At 69.6% G+C, this 21,201-nt stretch carries 20 protein-coding genes and 1 pseudogene; 13 read left to right on the top strand and 8 right to left on the bottom strand.

Annotated elements, in window-relative coordinates:
* Window positions 1-39: 39 nt before the first annotated feature.
* From ACH4G3_RS14760 to ACH4G3_RS14735, 6 genes are all read right to left on the bottom strand, one after another.
* Complete coding sequence (locus ACH4G3_RS14760; RefSeq protein WP_397624805.1) at window positions 40-864, bottom strand: CocE/NonD family hydrolase; 825 nt, start codon at window positions 862-864, stop codon at window positions 40-42.
* Window positions 865-1,212 (bottom strand): CocE/NonD family hydrolase, encoded by a 348-nt coding sequence (locus tag ACH4G3_RS14755; RefSeq protein WP_397624804.1) that lies wholly within the window; start codon window positions 1,210-1,212, stop codon window positions 865-867.
* Window positions 1,212-1,793 (bottom strand): CocE/NonD family hydrolase, encoded by a 582-nt coding sequence (locus ACH4G3_RS14750; protein ID WP_397624803.1) that lies wholly within the window; start codon window positions 1,791-1,793, stop codon window positions 1,212-1,214. Before ACH4G3_RS14750 ends, ACH4G3_RS14755 begins: the two co-directional genes overlap by 1 nt.
* Window positions 1,794-1,903: 110 nt before the next feature.
* Window positions 1,904-2,137 carry an SDR family oxidoreductase gene (locus ACH4G3_RS14745; protein ID WP_397624802.1) on the bottom strand — a complete coding sequence of 78 codons (234 nt, stop codon included), beginning with the start codon at window positions 2,135-2,137 and terminating at the stop codon, window positions 1,904-1,906.
* The gene (locus tag ACH4G3_RS14740) at window positions 2,077-2,547 is read right to left on the bottom strand and encodes an SDR family NAD(P)-dependent oxidoreductase (RefSeq protein WP_397624801.1); all 471 of its coding nucleotides are present in this window, start codon (window positions 2,545-2,547) and stop codon (window positions 2,077-2,079) included. Before ACH4G3_RS14740 ends, ACH4G3_RS14745 begins: the two co-directional genes overlap by 61 nt.
* A 63-nt stretch (window positions 2,548-2,610) precedes the next feature.
* The gene (locus tag ACH4G3_RS14735) at window positions 2,611-4,359 is read right to left on the bottom strand and encodes an AMP-binding protein (protein ID WP_397624800.1); all 1,749 of its coding nucleotides are present in this window, start codon (window positions 4,357-4,359) and stop codon (window positions 2,611-2,613) included.
* Window positions 4,360-4,366: 7 nt separating this feature from the next.
* On the opposite strand from ACH4G3_RS14735, the gene ACH4G3_RS14730 reads away from it, so the two are divergent.
* Window positions 4,367-5,329 (top strand): LuxR C-terminal-related transcriptional regulator, encoded by a 963-nt coding sequence (locus tag ACH4G3_RS14730; protein WP_397624799.1) that lies wholly within the window; start codon window positions 4,367-4,369, stop codon window positions 5,327-5,329.
* Window positions 5,330-5,550: 221 nt separating this feature from the next.
* Window positions 5,551-6,504 (top strand): hypothetical protein, encoded by a 954-nt coding sequence (locus ACH4G3_RS14725; protein ID WP_397624798.1) that lies wholly within the window; start codon window positions 5,551-5,553, stop codon window positions 6,502-6,504.
* A 257-nt stretch (window positions 6,505-6,761) separates the two neighbouring features.
* Here the strand turns inward: ACH4G3_RS14725 and ACH4G3_RS14720 are convergent, their stop codons facing one another.
* Window positions 6,762-8,228, bottom strand: a complete 1,467-nt coding sequence (locus ACH4G3_RS14720) for an APC family permease (RefSeq protein WP_397624797.1) — start codon at window positions 8,226-8,228, stop codon at window positions 6,762-6,764.
* Between the two features lie 187 nt (window positions 8,229-8,415).
* Complete coding sequence (locus ACH4G3_RS14715) at window positions 8,416-9,021, bottom strand: TetR/AcrR family transcriptional regulator (RefSeq protein ID WP_397624796.1); 606 nt, start codon at window positions 9,019-9,021, stop codon at window positions 8,416-8,418.
* 128 nt (window positions 9,022-9,149) lie between these two features.
* Here ACH4G3_RS14715 and ACH4G3_RS14710 point away from each other — a divergent pair, with 128 nt between their 5' ends.
* The 11 genes and pseudogenes from ACH4G3_RS14710 to ACH4G3_RS14660 form a co-directional block, all read left to right on the top strand.
* Window positions 9,150-10,304 carry a saccharopine dehydrogenase family protein gene (locus tag ACH4G3_RS14710; RefSeq protein ID WP_397624795.1) on the top strand — a complete coding sequence of 385 codons (1,155 nt, stop codon included), beginning with the start codon at window positions 9,150-9,152 and terminating at the stop codon, window positions 10,302-10,304.
* Window positions 10,305-10,323: 19 nt separating this feature from the next.
* The gene (locus ACH4G3_RS14705; protein WP_397624794.1) at window positions 10,324-11,766 is read left to right on the top strand and encodes an aldehyde dehydrogenase family protein; all 1,443 of its coding nucleotides are present in this window, start codon (window positions 10,324-10,326) and stop codon (window positions 11,764-11,766) included.
* Window positions 11,763-12,776 carry a phosphotransferase gene (locus ACH4G3_RS14700; protein WP_397624793.1) on the top strand — a complete coding sequence of 338 codons (1,014 nt, stop codon included), beginning with the start codon at window positions 11,763-11,765 and terminating at the stop codon, window positions 12,774-12,776. The genes ACH4G3_RS14705 and ACH4G3_RS14700 overlap by 4 nt, the downstream gene beginning before the upstream one ends.
* Window positions 12,770-14,326: a class I adenylate-forming enzyme family protein gene (locus tag ACH4G3_RS14695; protein ID WP_397624792.1), complete on the top strand. Its 1,557-nt coding sequence runs from the start codon at window positions 12,770-12,772 to the stop codon at window positions 14,324-14,326. The genes ACH4G3_RS14700 and ACH4G3_RS14695 overlap by 7 nt, the downstream gene beginning before the upstream one ends.
* A complete protein-coding gene (locus ACH4G3_RS14690; protein ID WP_397624791.1) occupies window positions 14,323-15,507 on the top strand; it encodes a saccharopine dehydrogenase family protein in 1,185 nt (394 codons plus the stop codon). Before ACH4G3_RS14695 ends, ACH4G3_RS14690 begins: the two co-directional genes overlap by 4 nt.
* 3 nt (window positions 15,508-15,510) lie before the next feature.
* On the top strand, window positions 15,511-16,311 hold the full coding sequence (locus ACH4G3_RS14685; RefSeq protein WP_397624790.1) for an SDR family NAD(P)-dependent oxidoreductase: 801 nt from the start codon (window positions 15,511-15,513) through the stop codon (window positions 16,309-16,311).
* Window positions 16,308-17,483: an NAD(P)/FAD-dependent oxidoreductase gene (locus ACH4G3_RS14680; protein WP_397624789.1), complete on the top strand. Its 1,176-nt coding sequence runs from the start codon at window positions 16,308-16,310 to the stop codon at window positions 17,481-17,483. Before ACH4G3_RS14685 ends, ACH4G3_RS14680 begins: the two co-directional genes overlap by 4 nt.
* On the top strand, window positions 17,480-18,313 hold the full coding sequence (surE, locus tag ACH4G3_RS14675) for a 5'/3'-nucleotidase SurE (protein WP_397624788.1): 834 nt from the start codon (window positions 17,480-17,482) through the stop codon (window positions 18,311-18,313). The genes ACH4G3_RS14680 and surE overlap by 4 nt, the downstream gene beginning before the upstream one ends.
* On the top strand, window positions 18,306-19,145 hold the full coding sequence (locus ACH4G3_RS14670) for an SDR family NAD(P)-dependent oxidoreductase (protein ID WP_397624787.1): 840 nt from the start codon (window positions 18,306-18,308) through the stop codon (window positions 19,143-19,145). The genes surE and ACH4G3_RS14670 overlap by 8 nt, the downstream gene beginning before the upstream one ends.
* Before the next feature lie 60 nt (window positions 19,146-19,205).
* Entirely contained in the window at window positions 19,206-20,234 is a 1,029-nt protein-coding gene (locus tag ACH4G3_RS14665) for a beta-keto acid cleavage family enzyme (protein ID WP_397624786.1), read from the top strand.
* 111 nt (window positions 20,235-20,345) lie between these two features.
* Window positions 20,346-21,176: pseudogene (locus ACH4G3_RS14660) on the top strand (SDR family NAD(P)-dependent oxidoreductase); the annotation flags it as partial.
* Window positions 21,177-21,201: the final 25 nt, after the last annotated feature.

The raw sequence follows: 21,201 nt of genomic DNA, 5'->3' as shown, positions 1-21,201 counted from the left end.
GCGACAGGTGTATGAACGGGCGGATCAGCCAGTTGGGGCTCACTGTGCCTCTGCGGTGCGCCTGATGATCGGCAGGATCAGCCTGCTCCGGTGCTCAGGCCCGTGGAACACACGGTTGGTCGCGGTCTTCCAGTCGGTCGCCCTTTCGAGTCGGTCGCCGGTGTTGGTGTTGCGGTCGTAGCGTGGGAAGTTGCTCGAGGAGACCTCCAGCCGGATCCGGTGTCCGGGCAGGAAGACGTTGGACGTGACCGACATGTCGATGCTCACCTCGTAGATCTCGCCCGGCGCGAGCAGGAACGGATCTGCCAGGGACCTGCGATACCTGGCCCGGGTGATCCCGTCGGTGAGGTAGATCGCCCTGCCGTCGGGGAAGACGTCCACCAGCTTCGCCGTGAAGTCCGTGTCGACCGCGGTCGACGCTACGTGCAGCACGGCCGTCACGTGGCCGGTCACCTCAACAGGCTCGTCGAGTACATCGCTCGAATAGCACAGGACGTCCTGCCTGTTTTCGACCTCACGCTGGTCGACCGGGCCGGCCGCGTTCAGGCTCGGAGGCCGCAGCAGCCGGCCACCGACGCTCGGGACCGGGTCGGAGGGGTCGTAGACGAAGGTGTCCGAGTTCGGCGTCGAACTGTTGGCCGGGCCGAGCGTGCCGTCGCCACTCAGGCTGTTGGCGCCGGAGGAGCTCGCGAGGAAGTAGTCCGTGTACTCGGTGTCCGGCAGCGGCCAGTCCGCCTCGTCGCGCCATTCGTCGATTCCCATGACGAAGATCCGCACCGGAGGCTGGTCCGTCGCGTCGGTGCGGCCTCGCACCGTGCGGTCGAAGAAGTCGAGGTGTGCCTGCGTCAGGTCTGCCGCGGGCACTCAACTCGCGAGCCCGAACTGCCGATCGTGGTACTCGCCGCCGAAGTACATGTGATCCCAGGGACCGATAATCAGGCGCTGCCCGTCGCGGGCCTCGGGCGTGCCCGCCTCGCTTCGCGCCCGGGTGAAGGCTCGCGCCATGTCCCCGACGAAGATGTCGAACCAGCCGGCCACATGGAGCGCGGGTACCTTCACCTCGCGGAGGCGCTCGATCGTAGCGAGGTCCTCCCAGTGCTCGTCGCGCGAAGGGCGGGAAAGGATGTCCGACCACCAGGGCCACAGCTCGTTGTAAAGCGGCTGGTCGATGACCGGGAAGTGTTCCAGATGCTTCTGGGCGTCCGCCAGCATCACCAAGGCGCCCCCGGCGACCTCTTCGGGCCCTGAGGACTCGTGGCCGTGTCATTGGTCGGGAGCAGCAGCATGAGGTTGGTCCAGGACCAGATGAGGTGCCACGACAGAGCACCGCCATCGGAGTACCAGCACGACCGGTAGTAGTCGGTCGATGTCATCGTCGGCGCGATGGCTTTCAAGCCCTCGGGGGCCGTCGATGCCGACGCCCACTGGGTGAATCCGAGATAGGAGTGGCCGAAGGTGCCGATGGCCCCGTCGCACCATGGCTGCTCACGAAGCCACGCGATCGTATCGGCGCCGTCCTGAGGTTCGTTCGTCATCGGGTAGAAGAGACCCTCCGACCTCCCCGTCCCCCGGCAGTCCTGATAGACGACGGCATAGCCTTCCTCGAGCAACCGGAAAACATTGGGCATCGTCGGGTAGTCGATCTCTCCCGAAGGAAAGATGTCCTTGCTGTAGGGCAGTCTGACCAGAAGCACCGGACCGGGTTGTGTGCCGTCGGGGATCCATAGGTCCGTGGCCAGCGAAGTCCCGTCGCTCATCGGGACCATCACGTTCTTCTCAACACGGAAGTTCATTGTTGTCTCCTCAAAGAGCAAGGCGACGGCAACTCCGGCCGAACGTCAGGGACGAGAACCACGCCCTCGCCGACTGGGTGTGCCCAGCCCGGACAGCAGGGCACGACTGTTCAGCGCGGTGCCATTCGCAGCGCCCCATCCATGCGGATGACCTCGCCGTTGAGGTAGTCGTGTGCGATGACCGCCAGGGCGAGCTGCGCGAATTCCTCGGCCATGGCCGGCCGGTGCGGGGAGGGCACGGTAGCGGCGAGGGAGTCACGCACCTGGTCCGAGAAGGCCGCCATCATCGGAGTGTCCACGATGCCCGGTGCGATCGTGCCGACACGGATGCCGTGAGCGGCCAAGTCACTCGCCGCCGGAAGAGTGAGTGCGGCGACTCCCCCGCACGTGCGGCGAGCGCCATGACATTGAAGGTGCCGACGAGGTTCACACCGACGACGCGCGCGTACAGAGGGAGATCGTGTACGCCGTGGCGGCCGAGGATCCGGGCCGATGGAGCGACGCCCGCGCAGTTGACCACCGTACGCAGGGGGCCGGCGTCGGCCGCGAGGGCGACTGCTCGCTCGACATCGTCGACGTCGGTGATGTCTGCCGCCGTGTAGGTGATTCCGGGTGCCGCCTGCGCCGTCTCCACGGCAGCGGCGAGGTCGAGGCCGCAGACCCGAACGCCCTCCGAGGCCAAGGCCCGCGCGACGGCGTGGCCGAGTCCGGACGCCGCGCCTGTGACGATCGCCGAGGTGTTGTCAAGCTGCATGATCAGGTCCTTCCTGCGCCCTAGCTGTCCGGGCTCCGGTCCTTGCTCTGGGGCGACTCGCTGTCAGGACAGATCGGCTATGTCGTCGTCGCTCATCCCTCTGAGGACGAAGCGTTGGATCTTGCCGCTCGGTGTCTTCGGAAGTCGGTCGACGAAGTGCACTCTGCGCGGGTACGCGTGAGCGCCGTACTGGCTGCGCACCAGCGCCTGAAGCCGTTCCACCAGGGGCATGCCGCCTGCTTCGCCCGGCTGGAGCACGATGAACGCCTCGACGACTTCGCCGCGGATCTCGTCGGGCCGGCCGACGACGGCCGCCTCGGCCACGGCGGGATCCGCGGTGAGGATGCTCTCGATGTCAAAGGGGCCGATCCGGTAACCCGCGGCAAGGATGACGTCGTCGTCACGGGAGGCGAAGAAGAAGTCACCGTCCTCCGCACGTCCCACGTCCCCGGTCAGATACCAGCTGCCATCGGCGACGAAGCGTTCCCGGGTGCGCTCGGGTGCGTTCACGTATCCGGTGAACCACATCAGGGGGCTCATGTCGGCCGAGATCGTGATCGCCTCCCCCACCGTGCCGGCCACGAATCCCGGCAGGGCCTGTCCCATCGAGCCCGGACGCACGTCCCGCCGCAGCCTCGGGTCCCAGGCGTTGACGATCACCATGCCCTGCTCGGTCTGGCCGAAGTGGTCCCGGACCTGTGTCCCGAGAGCATCCGGAGCCCACGCGGTGACATCGGGGGTCAGCGGCTCGCCGGCCGATGACGCGACACGCAGTCGACGCCTGTCCGCCAGGACCACTCCCCGCTGCTTCAACGCCCGGTAGACAGTCGGCGCCGCGGCGAAGTTGGTGACGCCGACCGCGCTGATCACTTGTGCCGTGAGTTCCGCCGAGAACCCGCCGGCGAGCAGCACATTGGGCCGCCCCATGGCGAGGGGACCGACCACACCGAAGTACAGCCCGTAGGCCCACCCCGGGTCGGCGGCGTTCCACAGGACATCACTGTCGAGAAGGTGAAAGCCGTAGCGCATGTAGGCCATGAACGCGGCGATGGCCCGCGCCGGAACTCCCACGCCTTTCGGGGCACCTGTGGTTCCCGACGTGTACAGCTCGATGAACAGACCGTCCGGCCCGACAACCGTGCTGTCCTCGACCGGACGGTGCGCCGCGACGAGGCCGTCCAGCTCGTCTCCCGCCTCGATCACGTTCGTCCCCAGCCCGTCGACCTTCGCACGTTGACTCGGCTCGGTCACGACCAGCTTCGCGCCCGCGCCCCGCACACGCACACTGATGGCCGGTGCGGCAAAGGCCGTGAAGAGCGGCACATGGACAGCGCCGAGCCGCCACAGCGCGAGCAGGACAATGGGAAGCTCGCGCCGCTTACCCATCAGCACCGCGACCCTGTCCCCCGTGCCGATCCCCCGCGCGTGGAGGGCGGCGGCGAGCCTGCGGGACTCGTCCGAGAGTTCACCGAAAGTCAGACGGCGGACATCGAGGTCACCGTCGACGAGGATGAACGCCGTGTCCTCCCGTGGATGCTCGTCGCACAGGACCGAGGCCACGCAGAGATCGGGCTGATCGAAGCGTCGGCGCAGGTTCTCGACCTCATCCACCATCTCTGGCAGGTCCAGCCATGGTGCCGGCGCGGCCAAGGGAACGTCCTCGGCACTTGGGGCGGCCGGCAGGCCGGCCGTGGGATCGGACACTTCGCCTCCGTGGGTTTCGCCATCAACATGCGCACAGCGCCCACGTGCCCGCAGGAAGCGGCCGGGAGGCTGCAGGACACACTGTCGCCGTGTCCTGAGCAGAGCCACACCCTCCATGGAGGGGACCGACCTCGTTGCAAGCGGCCTAGCCTTCGCTGAGAATGGTCCTTCCTGCCTTCCCCTCACCATGACGTTCGACAGTGTCATGGACACGGGGCGGGGGCCCCACCACGGCAGGCATGTACGACGAAGGGGATCAATGATGATCGCCAACGACCTCACCAACCGGCTTGACCGAACTGCCGAACGAGTTCGCAAGCTGACAGGTGTATCCCTGGCCTTCGCCGGCTCCGTCACACCTGCCAACGACCTCGTGCTCGGCAATTTCGCGGGTCCGACTGTGGGTGCCCTGCCCGGAGTGGTTCTGCGCTACAACGAAGGACTGGGCGGCCGAGCGGTGGCCTCCCGCCGGCCCATCGCCGTGAACGACTACGTCTCCTGTGACCAGATCACCCACCGCTACGACGTCATCATCCGGGCCGAAGGCATCCGCTCCATCGCCGCCGTTCCCGTGGTCGTCGACCGCAGCCCCGTAGCTCTGGTGTACGCGGCGTTTCGCACCGACGAGATCGTGGGCGACCGGATCCAGGACGGCCTCAAGGACGAGGCCCGCGCACTGGAACAGGAACTCGTCACTCTGCATGCCCTGCGCGGAAGCCACGAGGAACCGGACGCAGATCTCGGGAGCCTGCGCGAACGCCTTCGGGAGGCATACACCGACCTGAGGGCCCTCGGCCGACGTGTTCCGGACCCCGCGATGGAACGCGCGCTCCACGACATCGCACGACGGCTCATCGAGCCTGGCACCGCTGCGTGGACCTTGGGCAACCTGACCCGGCGGGAGTTGGACGTGCTCGCTCTCGCGTCCTCCGGGCTGCCCAACAAGACGATCGCCGACCGGCTCGGACTGACTCTGAACACCGTCAAGGGATATATGAAGTCCGCGATGTCCAAGCTGCACGCGACCAGTCGGCTCGAAGCCGTCGTGATCGCCCGCCGCGCCGGCCTTCTGCCCTGACTCCCTCCACGCTCTGCGCCGCTGTCGCGTAAACCGCCTTACGACGGCGACGTGCCGGTTCAGCACACTCCGCGTCGTCAGCCACCTCACCGACGCCCCGGATCCACCGGCCGCTCTCGTCGAGGGCTTCGCTCCGCACGACCACGTCGAAGGGGTATCGGTTCGGCATCAACGTGGTCGGACACAGCCGATCAGGACTAACGAGGATTAGCCTGCGGCCCATGCCGCTATTCGGTCGTCGCAAGGCGACTCCCCATCTCGCCCCTGAACTCGACGACACCGAGCTCGGCCAGGTCTGCCGACGTCTCGCAGACCGAGGCGTCGGCAACTCCCGCGCCCTTGCCGTAGCGGTCATCGAGAAGCTGCTCGACAGCGCCGGCGGGGACTGGGACCGCCGCTGTCACCGGTTGGCCGTACTGGCCGAGGTGTCGCTGCCCGGTGTGCAACGTCTGTGGATGGACCGGCGGCCGGATCATGCGGACGCGCTGACGCTTTTCGCGTGGGGCGTCATGGCCCGTGGCCGCCACACGCCTCCGTCGCAGGACGAGTTCCAGCTGGCCTGGCACGCGTCCATCGAGGCCGCCCGGCTACGGCCCGCCGACCCGAGTCCCTGGATCGTGCGACTCGGCCTGCTGAGGCAGTGGCGTCGGCCCAACGACGAAGTGTTTCCGCTCTGGAGGGAGATCACGGCACGCGATCCGTGGAACCGTGAGGCCCACCTTCAGATGTTCGGCTATCTGTCCCCGCAGGAGTGCGGTACGCGGGGACAGATGCTGGACTTCGTCGACGAGGTGCGCGCGGTCGCGCCCGCGTCCGCTCCGACCGCGGCGATGCCCCTCTGGTCCCTGGTCGAGCGGTATCACTCGGCGTTGGGCAAGGGAGGCGTGGGCGCTCTCACCGCCGTGCACCTCTGGGAGCACGGTGAGGCCGCCGGCGTGCTGCAGGTGGCGACCGCCACGTGGCTGCGGCCCGGCCACCTGACACACGCGGCTCTCCTTGCCGACCTCAACCTGCTCGCCTACGCGCTGTGTGAGGCCCGGAAGCATGCCTCGGCGGCAAACGTGTTCGCGACCGTGGGCGGCAGGGTCACTGCCTTCCCGTGGAGCCGAGGGGGTGCGGATCCCGTATCTGCGTTCGTCTCGGCTCAGGAGCGGGCCGACCGGGCAGCACGGTGAACACGGCGACGAGCGGAGTGACCCTCGTCGGGCCGCCCGCCCGGCCGCGACCACAGGTCAGCCGAACAGGCCGAGGGTGACTTCCGCCCAGATCGTCTTGTCGTCATAGGGGCTGCCCAGGAGTGTCCGACGTGGAGCTCACAGCGCCGCGGGTCCCGGCGGGCGCGGCGCGACCGACCGTGGGACGAGCCCGGCCCCTTCAGCGGGAAGGCCGGGCTCGCCTGCTGGGACGCCGGGCTGTCCCGGCGGTAAGCCCGTCACAGGTCCTGGCGCCCGATCCGGGCGTACACGTCCGGCTTGGTACGCCGGTACACGAGAGCCAGCACGATGCCGAGTACCGCGAGGCCGTAGGCGACGGCGAGCAGGACGTTCGCCGTCGTCCTCGACCCGCCGATCAGGAGGTCGAGGTTCTGCGTGGCGAGGACGGTCGCCGTGACGAGACCGCCGATGGCGAGAACCGGCGCGACCTTGCTGTGCCAGACGCCCAGACCGGTCTCCCGGTGCCGGTTCAGATAGACGAGCACGGCGACGGCGGTGGCCAGCACGAGGACGATCAGCGCGTAGCCCCCGATGCCGATGAGCGTGGCGTACAGCGTGGCCGGAGCGACCCCGGCGACGGCCAGGGAGACGATGCCGGTCAGGGCGAGCGCACTGGTGGCGAACGAGGCTCGGTACGGCGAGCCGTGGCGGCCGTGCACACCGCTGAGGACGCGGGGGAAGATGCCGTCCACGCTGAGGTTGTACAGGTAGCGCGTGGTCACGTTGTGGGTGGACAGGTTGGCCGCGAAGATGCTCGTGCAGAGCAGGACGCTGACGATGTCCACGGCTGCCTTGCCGACGAACAGCTGCAGGCTGTGGGTGAAGGAGCCGGTCGGGTCCGCGGCGGTCGCCTGTACCACCTGGTCGGGACCGTACGCCTGGATCATCACCCAGGCGCCCAGCGCGTACAGGGTCGCCATGAAGCCGATGGCCATGTACGTGGCCCGCGGGATGGTGCGCTCGGGAGACCTGACCTCCTCACGGAAGATCGCGGTCGCCTCGAAGCCCGAGAAGCACGTGATGCCGAACAGGAGGGCGAGTCCCACCGAGCCGGAGGTGGCGGCAGACGGGGTGAACGACTCGAACGAGGTGCCCTGCGGGCCGCCGGTGAAGACGACCGCCGCATCGTAGACCAGCACCATCAGGACTTCGAGGCCCAGGAGGACGGTGAGTACACGGGCCGAGAGGTCGATCTTGAGGTAGCCGAGCACGCCGGCCCCGGCCTGCAGCACCAGCACCCAGATCCACCAGGCGATGTCGGGCCCGTGGAAGGTGTCCCGCACGAGGCTCTGCAGGGAGATACCACCGAACGCGTACCCGCCGATGAGGACGAAGTAGTACGAGAACAGGGCGAGGAACGAGGCACCCAGCCCCGCCGGGCGGCCGAGCCCGGCGGTGATGTACGCGTAGAACGCGCCCGGGTTCGGCAGGTGCCGGCCCATCGCCGTGAAGCCCACCGCGAAGAGTCCGAGGATGACGCCGGCCGCGAGGAATGCCGTCGGCGCCCCCAGCTGGTTGCCGAAGCCGATGACCACCGGCACGAATCCGACCGCCGTGGCCAGAGGTGCGTTGAAGGCCAGCACCGTGAAGACCAGGTCAGCCGTGCCGAGGGAGCCTTGAAGACCTGCCTCGGGCGCCGGTGAGGGTGATCTTGCGGGGTCGTTGGCGGTAACCGGAGAGCTCATGTACGCACCTCATCAGGGGACGGGAGAAGACGACCAGCCAGCGGGTTAACGAATATTCGTTAGCGCCTCAGTAAGCAGGTGGCTTGCCTCGGTGTCAAGAGGGTGGGCGTCTTTCGACTGGGCCGGACACGATGGGCCGGCTCGGCCGAAGATCTCGCTGAGGTTGCGGCTGCCCCCGAGCCGACGCTCAGAGGCGCAGCATGCCGCACACGAGGAACCAGTAGGCGTTGGCGACCTCGTCGTGCGAGAACTCGCCCTGCGGGCGATACCAGGTCACGACCCGGTCGCAGAGGCTGATGATCGCCAGTGAGGTGATCCGGGCGTTCGGGGCCCCGACGACGGCCCGGGCCGTATGCAGGGTTTCCAGGATCCCGGTCACGAGGTCCAGGTGCCGGCGCATTCGCTTGCGCAGGTCATCCACGGTTTCGGACGGCATGATGCCCTGCAGGGCCGCAGCCTCCAGCAGCAGGTCGTTGGCCTGGGCGATCTCCACATGGCGGAGTTGGAACAGCACATGACGCCGCACGATCTGTTCCAGCCGGTGCAGGGGCGGCGCGGCCGGGTCGTCGGCCCCCAGGACACTGCGCTGGAAGACCTCCAGACCCCAGGTCGTCGCCGCGATCAGCAACTCCTCCTTCGAGGAGAAGTGGTTGTAGATGGAGGGGGCCTTGATGCCGGCCTCCTTGGCGATGTCCCGCAAAGTGGTCGAACCGAAACCACGCGCACCGAACTGCTGGATCGCGGCCTGCATCAAGCGCTCACGCGTATCCGCGGTCTCGTCGATCAGGGACATGAAACCCCTCCCACCTGCCGTGTTTCGGCGATGCTAACAAACATTCATACGGCGACTTCGGCCGCCGACTCTTGACAGCCACGAGCTTACCGGTGTCGACTAACAAATATTCGTAAGCGGAGGTGGCCATGAGTCAACACATCGCTGTCGTCGGCCTGGGGCAGATGGGCCGCAGCGCCCTCGCCATCCTGCTCGACTCACTTCCCGGCGCCCGGTTCCTGGCCGTCGACCGTGACGAGCGGGCCGTCACCACGGCGGTGGAGCAGGCTCCCGACCGGATCCAGGGAGGGGTGGCCGACGCCACGGCCGACCTGGACCTGACCGGCGTGGACCTGGTGCTGAATCTCGCCGGCCCCTTTTTCGCCGGGTCGGACCGGATCGCCCGGCAGGCCATCGCGGCCGGGGCGGCGTACGTCGACATCTGCGACGACGTCGAGGGCACCACCGCGATCCTCGCGCTGGACGCCGATGCCAAGAACGCCGGTGTCCCCCTCGTGACGGGAGCCGGCCTCTCCCCCGGCGTCTCGAACTGGATGGCCTGCCGGCTGCTGGACGAACACCCGGACGCCGACGGCATCCAGGTCGCCTGGGCCGTCCACGAAAGCGACCCGGGCGGACTGGCCCCGCTGCGCCACATGCTGCACATGGCCGTCAGCCCTTGCCCCGTCCTGCAGGACGGGGTCCGGGGACACTCGCCGGGTTTCGTCCCGGACACCGCGGCCGTCTTCCGCTTCCCCGACCCTCTGGGGGAGATCGAGGCATACGACACCGCTCACCCCGAGCCGGTGACCCTGGCCCGGCACTTCCGGCGGCTGCGCAACGCCGGCTGCAAGGGCGCCTTGCAGCCGGCCTGGGCGAACTCGGCGTTCTCCACCCTCGGCCGGATCGGCTTCGGCTACTCCGACGTGCCGGTCGAGATCGCCGGCGTGGAGGTCGAACCGGCCGAGTTCCTCTGGAAGCTCATGTGGTCCCGCTACCACCGCCGCCCGCAGCGCCCCCGCTCGGCGCACACCAGTGTCCTGGTCCAGGCGTTGCGCGGTGACGCGGTTCTCGACGCCCTCGCCATCACCGACGACGAGGTCATGGCGCGCGGCACCGGTATCGGCGCTGCCGTCGCCACCACGGTTCTCCTGAGGCACGGGGCCGTCCCCGGCGCAGGGGGCGTGGAGGTCCTTCCCTGGAAGGACTCATTGGACCTTTTTGAGAAAATTGCTGCACAACGTGGTGGTTTCACCGACGGTGTGGCGCGGATGGCGCTTTCTGCCTCCTCTTGTTCCGCCTGACCCTGAATTGGAGTTCTTCATGGCCACCATCGCGGACCTCACGCCTTATGTGGGCGGACGACCGTATACGCAGGGTGAGGCGGCCTCCGTGGTCGAGCCTGCCACCGGCCAGGTGATCGGCCGGGTGCCGGACGTCGGCGCCGAAGGTGCCGCGGCCGCCGTCCAGGCGGCCAAGGAAGCCGCGCCCGGGTGGGCGGCGACGCTGCCCAAGGACCGGGCCGCGGCCCTGCTGGCCATCGCCGATGCGATGGAGGCCCGGATCGACGAGTTCGCCGAGCTGGAGGCGCGGGACGTCGGCAAGCCGCTGGCCGCGGCCCGCGGCGAGATCGCCTCCGCGGCCGACAAGTACCGCTTCTTCGCCGGAGCGGCCCGCACCCTCACGACGGCGGCGTCGGCCGAGTACAAGCCGGGCGTCACCAGCATCGTGCGCCGGGAACCGCTGGGTGTGGTGGCCGCCATCGCCCCGTGGAACTACCCGATGGGCCTGACGAGCTGGAAGATCGGCCCGGCGCTCGCCGGCGGCAACACCGTCGTCCTCAAGCCGGCGCTCGACACCTCGCTCACCGCGCTGCTGCTCGCGGAGATCGCGTCCGACATCCTGCCGCCGGGCGTGCTGAACGTCGTCACCGGCAGCGGCCCCGGCGTGGGAGCGGCGCTCGCCACTCACCCCGATGTCGCCATGGTCTCGCTGACCGGCGGCACCGACACGGGCCGCCGCCTGATGGCCCTGGCCGCGCCCACCGTGAAGAAGATGCACCTCGAACTCGGCGGCAAGGCTCCCGTCCTCGTGTACGACGACGCCGACCTGGATGCCTTCGCGGCCGTCGTACGCGGTGCGGTGTTCCGCAACAGCGGTCAGGACTGCACCGCCGCCACCCGCGTCTACACGTCGCCGAAGCTCCGTGACGAGGTCGTCGACATCCTCACCACGGCGGCGAAGGACATCAGCGTCGGCAACGGCTTCGTGGACGACTCCGTGGAAATGGGGCCCGTCGTCTCCGAACGGCACCGCAAGAACGTGGTCGGTTTCGTCGAGCGGGCCCTGGCGGGCGGTGCGCGGGCCGCGGCCGGCGGCGGTACGCCCGACCTGCCGGGCTCGTACGTCGACCCGACCGTGATCGTGGGGGCGGAGCAGTCGTCGGAGATCGTCCAGGAGGAGATCTTCGGCCCGGTGGTCACCGTGCTCACCCACGACGGGCACCAGGACGCCGTCGCCAAGGCCAACGACATCGCCTACGGCCTGGCCGCCTCCGTGTGGACCCGGGACATCGACCGCGCGCTCGACGCGGCCCAGCGGATCCAGGCGGGCACGGTGTGGATCAACGACCACGGCCCGACGGCCGCGGAGATGCCCTTCGGCGGCTACAAGCAGTCCGGTGTCGGCCGGGACCTGTCCGTGCACGCCGTCGAGGACCACATGCAGCTCAAGCACGTCGCCGTCACCCTCCGGAGCCCACGATGACGGGCAGCGCGGATCTCACCGCCACCGGTCGCTACGCCTTCGCCGGCGACATCGGGCCCGACGTCCGCGAGCGAGCCGCGTCGTTCCTCGACCGGAAGGCTTTGGACCTCCTGGGCGACGGCCCCATTACGGTCGAACGGCTTCAGGGCGGGGCGAGCAACGTCAACCTGCGCCTGATCGCCGGCGGTCGCCGATACGCCCTGCGGCTGTGTGACCCCGAGGCCCGGCGGTGGGGTGTGGACCGGGCCGCGTCCATCCAGGCCCAGCAGGACGCCGCCGCCCTCGGCCTGGCGCCGCGGATCCTGGCGTCGGAGCTGCCCTGCGGGGATTTCCTCGCCGAGTACGCCGACGGCGTCCAGATGACCGCGGCGATGCTCGCGGACGACACCCTCGTGGCCAGAGTCGCCCGGACCCTGCGCACACTGAACGCGGGCGCGACAACCTCCCAGGAGTTCTCGCCCTTCGACGACGCTCGGATCTTCATCGAGCACGCCGACGCGGAGAAGGCTCCCCGCCCCGACCGTTACGACGAGATGCTGGCACGGTTGCTGCGCGTCGAGGCACTGTTCGTGACCCGTGACGTGCCACGCGGCTTCTGCCACAGCGACTCCGTTCCCCAGAACTACCTCGTCACCGACGAGCGCATCCAGCTGGTCGACTTCGACTACGCGGGCTACGGCTGGACGGCGTTCGAGCTGGCGTCGCTGTGTTGCCAGGCCGAACTCGACGACGACCGCACCGCCATCCTGCTGAGGGCGTACGACCCGGAGGCGGACGACGGCCAGCGGGCCCGAGTGGAGCTGATGCGGTTCGTGGCCGGAGTCCGCGAGGCTGCGTGGGCGCTGATGGCCGAGCCGATTCTCGCGGCCAAGACGGCCACCCTCGACGGCTGGTCCTACCAGGACCACGCCGCACGCAACATCCGGCAGGCGGCCCGGGTCGTCGACAGCGGCGCCTTCGAGGTCTACCTCGCCCGGGCCAGAACCGTGAGGGAGGGCGCGCTGTGCTGACCCAGGCCACCACGTGGCAGATCCCCAACGGCGCCACTACTCTCGACGCGGCCCTGCGGGGCTGGGCGGAGCGGGCTCCGGATCTTCCGGCGCTGCGGCACACCACCGAGGAGTGGTCGTACGCCCGGCTGGACGACGCGGTCAGCCGCGTCGCCGGCGCCCTGCAGACTCGGGGCGTCAGCCCCGGCGACCGCGTAGTCCTCGTCGGGCACAACAGCACCGCCTGGGTGATCCTCTATCTCGCCACTCTGCGCGCCGGCGCGATCATCGCCCCGGCCAACAACCGGCTCAGCCCCGGCCAGTTCAAGGAACAATGCGAACTGCTCGGTGCCGCCCTCGTACTGCACGACACGGAACACCACCCGCTCGTCTCCGAGTTGAACGGCTCGGTGTTCTCTGTCTGCGACGCGCAGGTCTTCGTGGACACCGCGCTGGCGCAGTCGGCCAAGCCGGTCGGTGAACCGCCGGTCCCCTCCGACACCGCGCTGATCAGCTTCACCTCCGGCACGACCGGCGCTCCCAAGGGAGCGATGCTCACCCATGAGGCGCTGCTGCGGGGCTCCGCGGTCTTCGCCGAGTACATGGAGTCGACGCAGGACGACAGCACCACCGTTCTGGTCCCGCTGTTCCACAACACCGGCTTCGTCGACCAGCTGGGCCACATGCTGGTCGTCGGCGGCTGCACCAACCTGCTCACCCGCTACAAGACGGCTGCCGCTGTCGCCGAGTTCGCCGAGCGGCCGACCACCTTCATCACCGCCGTGCCGAGCATCCTGCGGCTGCTGATGGTCGCCGACGGCGCCGACCATGTGTACGGCACCGCGCGGACCGTCCTCTTCGGCGGCAGCCCGATGCCGGAGGCATGGAGTGCGGAACTGCGCTCGCGTTGGCCGCAGTTGCGGCTCGTCCACGGCTACGGGCTGACCGAGTTCACCTCGGCGTGCACCCTGCTGCCGCACGAACTGGTCGCCGAGTGCGGCGAGTCGGTCGGTTTTCCCGCGCCGGGCGTACGAATGCGCCTGGTGGACGAGGAGGAGCGGCCGGTGCCGGTCGGCGTCACGGGCGAGGTGCAGGTGGCGGGTGCGACGCGCATGCTCGGCTACTGGGCCGCCCCGGAACTGACAGCCGGCAAGCTGTCCGGCGAATGGCTGCGCACCGGCGACCTGGGACACCTGGACGACCGAAGCCTGCTCTGGCTGGACGGCAGGGTCGACGACGTCATCAACCGGGGCGGCGAGAAAGTACTGCCCGCCTTCGTCGAGGCCTGCATCGCGGAGCTTCCGGCAGTGGCGGAGTCCTCGGTGTTCGGCGCCCCCGACCCCGTTCTGCAGTACCGCGTCGCCGCCGCCGTCCTGCTCAGGCCGGGCCACGTCTTCGACGAGGACGCCGCCCGCGCCCATCTGGCGAGTCGGCTGCCGGACTACGCGGTGCCCGAACGCTGGGTGGTGCGCGAGGAGTTGCCGCGTACGGCCTCCGGAAAGGTCGACCGCCGAGAAGTTCTCAGACAGTTCATGACACACGTGACAGCCGGGTCCCGGGAGGAACAGTGACCGAGCGTCGTTGGAAAGTAGTCGTCATCGGCGCCGGCGGCGCCCAGGCCCAGGCCATGCTGGCAGGAGCCGCCCGGGGCACGGACGTCAGCGGCTGGCTCGCCGTCGACCTCCGCTGGCGCCCCGAGGCACTGGCCGCCACCCAGGCCCTCGGCATCAGCACGATCGAGGAAGACCCGCTGGCCGACCCGGGCAAGCTGCGCGAGCTCACCGCGAGCGCCGAGATCGTGGCCAACTTCGCCGGCCCCTACTACCGCACGGGCACCCTCGTCCTCGACGCCGCGATCGACACCCGCACCCACTACCTCGACATCTGCGACGACGCCGACGCGACCCTGCCGATGCTCGATCCCGTCCGGACGGCCGCCGCCGAGGAGGCCGGGGTGACGGCTCTGGTGGGGATGGGTTCCTCGCCGGGCACCACCAACATCCTCATCCGGGCCGCGGTCGACCACCTGGGGCCGGTCGAGAACGTCGACATCAGCTGGACCGTCGACGTGGACGACGTCGCCAATGCCGCGCTGCGGCACTTCTGGCACTGCTTCAACCTCGTCGACCCGGACGGCACCACTCATCCGGTGTCGACCTGGGAGGACCTGGAGCAGCGCACGGTGGACTTCCCCGGCACCGTCGGCAGGCAGGTCGTCGTCCGGCTCGCCCACCCCGAGCCGTTGACCATTCCCCGCTTCCTGCCGGTGAAGAGCTGCGGCAACTTCGGCGCGGTCACCCCGTACGAGTCCATGGTCACCGCCTGGGGTCTGGCGCACGCAGTGGACCCGCAGCGCACCGAGGTCTCCGAGGCGACCCTCGACGCCGCCGTGGCCGTGTTCTCCCACTACCGCGACACCCGACCGGCGACCGCCCGGCTGGGCAGCGGCCTGCAGATCGACGTGCACACCGGCGGCAACGGCCTGCGCTTCGCCTCCGGCGCCCCGACCCCCATGGAGGACGCCACCGGCATCCCCGCCGCGGCGGGCCTCCTGATGCTCCAGGAGGGCAAGGTGCGCGACGTCGGCGTCATCGCCCCCGAAGTCCTCTCCCCTGCCGACTTCTTCACCACGCTGCGCCGTGTCAGCACCGGTGGCGGCGGCCTGGGCCTGTACCGGCTGGAGAACGGAAAGACCGGCGAGCGCCTGCGCATCCGCGACCTGATCCGCCTCGACACCGCGACGGAGAGCTGACCCATGGCACACCTCACCGGCAGGACGGCCCTCGTCACCGGCGGTACCCGCGGCATCGGGCTCGCCATCAGCCGCCGGCTCGCGCAGGACGGCGCCCGTGTGGCGCTCGTCGGCCGCGGCACGGACTCCGTCAAGACAGCCACCCAAGAACTGAGCGCCGCCGGGCACGACGTCCTCGGGATCATCGCCGACGTGACGGCCGACGCCGACATCGCCCGCACCGTCGACGAGGTCGTCGCCTGGGCAGGCGGACTCGACATTCTCGTCAACAACGCCGGGATCGCCGAGGAAGCCCCCTTCGCCGACATCACGCGCGAGTCGTGGGAACGGGTCCTGACCGTCAACCTCACCGCGCCGTTCCTGCTCACCCAGCGCGCCGCCACCGTGATGAAGCCCGGCTCGTCGGTCGTCAACATCAGCTCGATCGACGCCCACGGCGCCGACGGCCCCTTCGCGAGCTACATCGCGGCCAAGGCCGGGCTCGTGAGCCTGACCAAGTCCGCCGCGGTCGAACTCGCGCCCGCCGGAATCCGCGTCAACTCCGTGAGTCCCGGCTGGGTGCACACCGACATGGCGGCCGAGGCCGTCGGCCCGCAGATGCTCGCCTACATGCAGAACAGCTTCGCCCGGGTCCCGATGCGCAGGCTCATCACCACCGAGGAGGTCGCCCACGCCGTTGGCTATCTGGCCGGCCCGGCCGCCTCGGGCATCACCGGAGTCGACCTCCTCGTCGACGGCGGCACCCTCGCCAACCTCTACATCCTGGAAACCCTGCCGGACACCGGCGGAGAGGCACAGTCATGACCGGCCCCACCATAGCGATCATCGGCGCGGGCACCGCCGGCTGCGGCGCCGCCCTGCGCGCCGCCGAACTCGGCGCCGAGCGGGTCGTCGTGATCGAACAGGACCACCCCGCCTCCGGCTCCTCGGGCCGCAGCGCCGGCGTGTACAACATCCAGACGCTCGACCCGCTCGACATCGAGATCCGCGTCCGCGCCCGCGAGCTGTACTTCCGCCTGGAGCGAGACCGCGATCTGCACCTGGCCCGCATCGGCAACATCCGCGTGGCCGGCCGCGAGTCCGACATGGCGCGCCTGGCCGAAGTGATCGAGATCCAGAGGAGCTTCGGCGCCGACGACTCCCGGCTCCTCGACCGTGCCGGGCTGCAGAAACTGGTCCCCGACCTGCGCACCGACGACCTGGCCGGGGGCCTCCTCGGCCCCAACGACGGCCACCTCGACGGCCACATGCTGTGCGAGGCCCTGCTCGCCGATGCCCGCGACATGGGCGCCGAACTGCTCAGCAAGGCCAAGCTGCTCGGACACGAGGTGAGCGGCGACGGGCGCCACATCCTGACGACCTCACGCGAAGAGGTCGTCGCGGACATCGTCATCAACGCGGCCGGGCCCTGGGCCTCCAAGGTCGGAGCCCTGCTCGGGCAGCCAGTGCCGCTCATCCCGCAGGTCCACGAGGTCATCCAGGTCCAGCTGCCCCGCGACCTCGGCTACGTCGTCCCCATGGTGAACCTGTACATGCCCGGCCAGGAAGGCGAGGCCCTGTACTTCCGGCAGGACGGCCCGGACTCCCTCATCGCGGGCATGCACACCTACGTCGTCCTCGACGACCTGCCCGCGGCCGACCCCGACAAGTACCGCACCAGGGTCGAGGAGGACTACCTCATCGAGGTCGCGGGAGCCCTCACCGAGCGGTTCACCGTCGAGGACCTCGGCTTCAAGCCCGGCTGGACCGGCCTGTACCCGCTGAGCCCCGACGGCCGGTTCATCCTCGGGCCGGAGCCCGGCGACCCGACCGTCATCACCTGCGCCGGCCTCGGCGGAGTCGGCGTCACGATGGGCGCCATCGCGGGTGCGAGCGCCGCGGAATGGGCCGTCGAAGGCAAGCCGACCACCGTGCCAGGTGTGACCGCACTGACGCCCGGCCGTCCGACTCTCATCACAGAAGGCACCTCCGCATGACGATCCTGCTGACCAACGACGACGGCTACCAGTCCGACGGCCTGGCCGCCGCCCGCGAGGCCATGCTGAAGGCGGGCCTGCGCGTCATCACCGTGGCCCCCGACGGCCCCCGCAGCGGCAACTCCCGAGCGGCCACCTTCCGCAGGCCCGTCCGCGTCGACCTTGTCGGCGGCGACGACGCCAACCCGATCTACGCCTGCGACGGCACCCCCGTCGACTGCGTACGGGTGGGCCTGATGTCCGACCTCGCCCACGAGGCCGCCGTGGTGGTGTCCGGCATCAACGAGGGCGCCAACCTCGGCGACGACACCACGTACTCGAGCACGTTCGGGGCTGCGGTCGAGGGCGCGCTGCTCGGTATCGCGGGTATCGCGGTCTCCCAGCAGTCTCGCGACCGGCGCTTCCGCCTGGTCGACCGTACCGGCTACGACTGGGAGACCTCGGGCGCCGTCACCGCCGAACTGGCACGACTCGCCCTGGACACCCCGCTCCCGGCCCGCACTGTCGTCAACGCCAACGCGCCCGGCATCGCGCCCACGGCCGGCACGGCGGTCACGCGCCTGGGCCGCCGCGCCTACCGTCGCGGCGGGCTGGAAACGGCCACCACCGAGCACGGCCACGGCTACTACACCTTCCACGTCAACCTCGACACCGACCCTCCCATCCACGACGAGGACGGCACCGACTTCGCCGCCCTCAACGAAGGCCGCGTCGCCCTCACGCCCGTCTCCTACGCCTGGGGACGGCCGGAGGTCTTCGGGCAGGTCGAGCAGTGGGCGCAGGAGGCCGCAGCCCGTGTCGACACCGCCCTGAGGATCGCCCATGCCTGACGTCACCGACAGGCCCGTCGTCGTGGTCACCGGTGCCGCCGGCGACCTCGGCTCGGCACTCGTCTCCTCCCAACTGGCCGCAGGTGCCGTGGTCGTGGCGCTCGACCGGGCCGAGGACGCCCTGAAGGAGGCGGCCGACGCCTGGGCCGCGGAGTACTCCCAGGACCGGATCCGCACCTTCGTCGTGGACCAGACGTCCCGTGCCCGGATCGACGAGGCCATGGACGCCGTCCGCGACGAGTTCGGCCGTATCGACGGCCTGGTCGCCAACGCCGGCTACGCCAGGTTCGGCGGCTTCCTCGACATGCCGGCCAAGGTCTGGGACCGGCATGTCGAGGTCAACCTCAGCGGTACCTTCCACGTCTGCCAGGCCGCCGCCCAGGTGATGGCCGCCGCCCGCACCGGCGGCTGGATCACCGTGATCTCCTCCAACCTGGCCCTGGGACACACCGACTACGTCAGCGCGTACAACGTCACCAAGGCCGCGCTGCTGTCGCTGGTACGGTCCGCCTCCGCCGAACTGGGCGTGCACCGCATCCGCGTCAACGCCGTACTTCCCGGCGCGATCGCCACCGCCATGACCCGGCAGATGCTCGACGAGCCCGGCGTCACGGAGGGCCTTCTGCAGCTCACCCCGCTGGGCCGGCTGGGCAAGCCCGACGACGTGACCTCCGCGGTCGAGTACCTGGCCTCCCCCGAAGCCCGGTGGATCACCGGCGCCGCCCTCGTCGTCGACGGCGGCCAGTCCATCTACGGACAGCCCGCGTGGATGCGGCAGGACCGCTCCACGCCCCACGAGCCGCAGTGGCTGCCCAACTACCAGCCCCGCTGAACCACTTGTCGCACAGACAAGCCTCCTCCCCCCTGTAAGCCACACCTAAGGAACACCGACATGGCAAACGTCAACTGGGACCGCGTCGCCAAGGGCGTTGCACGCGAGCACGAGAAGATGATCTGGCGTCCGTACGGCATCCCGACCGTTCTGGACCTGGAGAACAGCGCGTTCCACGACGCCGGGATCTCCGACCGCTGGGACATTCCGGAGAAGCTGGTCGTCTCCGTCGCCATCACCGGCGCGTTCTTCCGCCACGACCAGAACCCCAACCAGCCGCTGACGCCGGGAGCGATCCTAGACTCGGCCCGCGAGGTCGCCCGCGCCGGCGCCAGCACGGTGCACATCCACGTCCGTGACGACGAGGGCTACAACGTCCTGTCTCCCGACCGCTTCCGCCAGGTGATCAAGCCGCTCCGCGACGAGTTCCCGGAACTGGCCGTCGACGGCTGCCTGGTGCCGGCGCTCGCCGGGGAGTGGGACTTGATGAAGGAGGTGCTCCAGGCCGGCGTGCTCGACGCCGCCCCGATCAACACCACGGCCACCTACATCGGTGACTCGCTCTTCGTGAAGCCCGCGCCGATCATGATCGAGAAGGTCCGGCTGATCAACGAAGCCGGGGCCAAGCCCGAGATCGCGGTGTACACGGACGCCGACGTCTCCAATGCCGACCGGTTCCTGTTCAGGAGCGGGCTCATCGAGAAGGGCGCGGCCTGGCTCGTCCTCCCGGCGCTCCCGGGCTGCAGCCCCATGGAGAACCCGCGCCAGATGATCGAGGGCCTGACTCGCACGGTCAGCGCGATCCGCGACATCGACCCCGACGCCTTCATCATGGTCTGCGCCGCCGGCCGCGCCTCCACCCATGTGGCGACCCTGGCCGCCCTGATGGGCCTGCACATCCGCGTCGGTATGGAGGACACCTACTTCCTCTGGCCCCACCGGGACGACCGCATCGAGAGCAACCTCCAGGCGCTGCGCATCGGTCAGCAGATCGCCGAGGTGACCGGACGCCCCGTGGCCACGCCCGCCGAGTACCGGGCGATGCTGGGACTTCCCGCGCGGCACGGCGCCGCTTCTCCGACTGCCTGATCAACAGTCACGGTTCGTAGGTGAGCGCCCGGGACCGGCTCCCGTCTCCTCCCCTGGCGAGAGCCGGCACCGGACGCCACCACCGATCCACGCAAAGTACCGCCACCGCCCATGTCGCCGGCTTCCGCCGTTCGGGCCCGGCGCGCGGCAGGAGGACCACTTGAACGGACAAGGACACGAGGTCGCCTTCGTCACGGGCGCCGGCTCAGGCATCGGGGCGGCGGTCGCTCGCCGACTGGCGGCGCGTGGAGCGGCGGTCGCGCTGTTCGACCTCGCCAAGGACAAGGTCGAGGCCACAGCTGCCACGATCGCAGCCGAGGGCGGCCGTGCCCTCCCCCTGCACGGGGACGTCGGAAACGACGATGCCGTCGGGCAGGCCGTGACCGGGGCAGTGAGCCGGTTCGGTGCTCTGACCACCGCGGTGGCGTGTGCCGGAATCGCCGTCACGGGCACTGTCGTCGACCTCTCGCCGGCGGACTGGCAGCGCACCCTGCACGTGAACCTCACGGGCGTCTTCCTGACGGCCAGGCACACCATCCCCCAGATGATCCAGGCCGGGGCGGTGCGTTCACCGCGATCAGCTCGGACGCGGGAGTGCAGGGCGCCGAGGGCTTCGCCGCCTACTGCGCGTCCAAGCACGGCGTCGTGGGACTGGTCCGCTGCCTGGCCCTCGATCACGGACCGCAGGGCGTGCGCGCCAACGCGGTCTGCCCGGGCTTCGTCGAGACACCGATGGCCGATCAGATCTTCGAGGGGACCGGCCCCGAGGTACGCGGCTACTACGCCACGACCGTGCCGCTCGGCCGCTTCGCGCGACCGGAGGAGGTGGCAGCGGCGGTCGCACACCTCACCTCCGCCGAAGCCTCGTACACCAACGGCATGACGTACGTGATCGACGGCGGTGCCACCGCAGGCTACTTCGAGGGCGGCGAACCCACCTGAGGGCGCCTCAGCACAAAGCGAAAGG

Origin of the sequence: Streptomyces afghaniensis (genome assembly GCF_044327915.1) — a bacterium.
In the GTDB taxonomy this organism is placed as follows: domain Bacteria; phylum Actinomycetota; class Actinomycetes; order Streptomycetales; family Streptomycetaceae; genus Streptomyces; species Streptomyces afghaniensis.
This window is presented reverse-complemented; position numbering and strand designations above follow the sequence as displayed.

What these genes read in the sequence shown, in the direction of transcription:
- ACH4G3_RS14725 (WP_397624798.1), top strand. Translation starts at nt 5,551, where the DNA reads ATGCCGCTATTCGGTCGTCGCAAGGCGACTCCCCATCTCGCCCCTGAA.
- surE (WP_397624788.1), top strand. Translation starts at nt 17,480, where the DNA reads ATGACGATCCTGCTGACCAACGACGACGGCTACCAGTCCGACGGCCTG.
- ACH4G3_RS14750 (WP_397624803.1), bottom strand. Translation starts at nt 1,793, where the DNA reads ATGAACTTCCGTGTTGAGAAGAACGTGATGGTCCCGATGAGCGACGGG.
- ACH4G3_RS14720 (WP_397624797.1), bottom strand. Translation starts at nt 8,228, where the DNA reads ATGAGCTCTCCGGTTACCGCCAACGACCCCGCAAGATCACCCTCACCG.
- ACH4G3_RS14685 (WP_397624790.1), top strand. Translation starts at nt 15,511, where the DNA reads ATGGCACACCTCACCGGCAGGACGGCCCTCGTCACCGGCGGTACCCGC.
- ACH4G3_RS14755 (WP_397624804.1), bottom strand. Translation starts at nt 1,212, where the DNA reads ATGCTGGCGGACGCCCAGAAGCATCTGGAACACTTCCCGGTCATCGAC.
- ACH4G3_RS14710 (WP_397624795.1), top strand. Translation starts at nt 9,150, where the DNA reads ATGAGTCAACACATCGCTGTCGTCGGCCTGGGGCAGATGGGCCGCAGC.
- ACH4G3_RS14740 (WP_397624801.1), bottom strand. Translation starts at nt 2,547, where the DNA reads ATGCAGCTTGACAACACCTCGGCGATCGTCACAGGCGCGGCGTCCGGA.
- ACH4G3_RS14665 (WP_397624786.1), top strand. Translation starts at nt 19,206, where the DNA reads ATGGCAAACGTCAACTGGGACCGCGTCGCCAAGGGCGTTGCACGCGAG.
- ACH4G3_RS14670 (WP_397624787.1), top strand. Translation starts at nt 18,306, where the DNA reads ATGCCTGACGTCACCGACAGGCCCGTCGTCGTGGTCACCGGTGCCGCC.
- ACH4G3_RS14705 (WP_397624794.1), top strand. Translation starts at nt 10,324, where the DNA reads ATGGCCACCATCGCGGACCTCACGCCTTATGTGGGCGGACGACCGTAT.
- ACH4G3_RS14730 (WP_397624799.1), top strand. Translation starts at nt 4,367, where the DNA reads ATGGAGGGGACCGACCTCGTTGCAAGCGGCCTAGCCTTCGCTGAGAAT.
- ACH4G3_RS14715 (WP_397624796.1), bottom strand. Translation starts at nt 9,021, where the DNA reads ATGTCCCTGATCGACGAGACCGCGGATACGCGTGAGCGCTTGATGCAG.
- ACH4G3_RS14680 (WP_397624789.1), top strand. Translation starts at nt 16,308, where the DNA reads ATGACCGGCCCCACCATAGCGATCATCGGCGCGGGCACCGCCGGCTGC.
- ACH4G3_RS14700 (WP_397624793.1), top strand. Translation starts at nt 11,763, where the DNA reads ATGACGGGCAGCGCGGATCTCACCGCCACCGGTCGCTACGCCTTCGCC.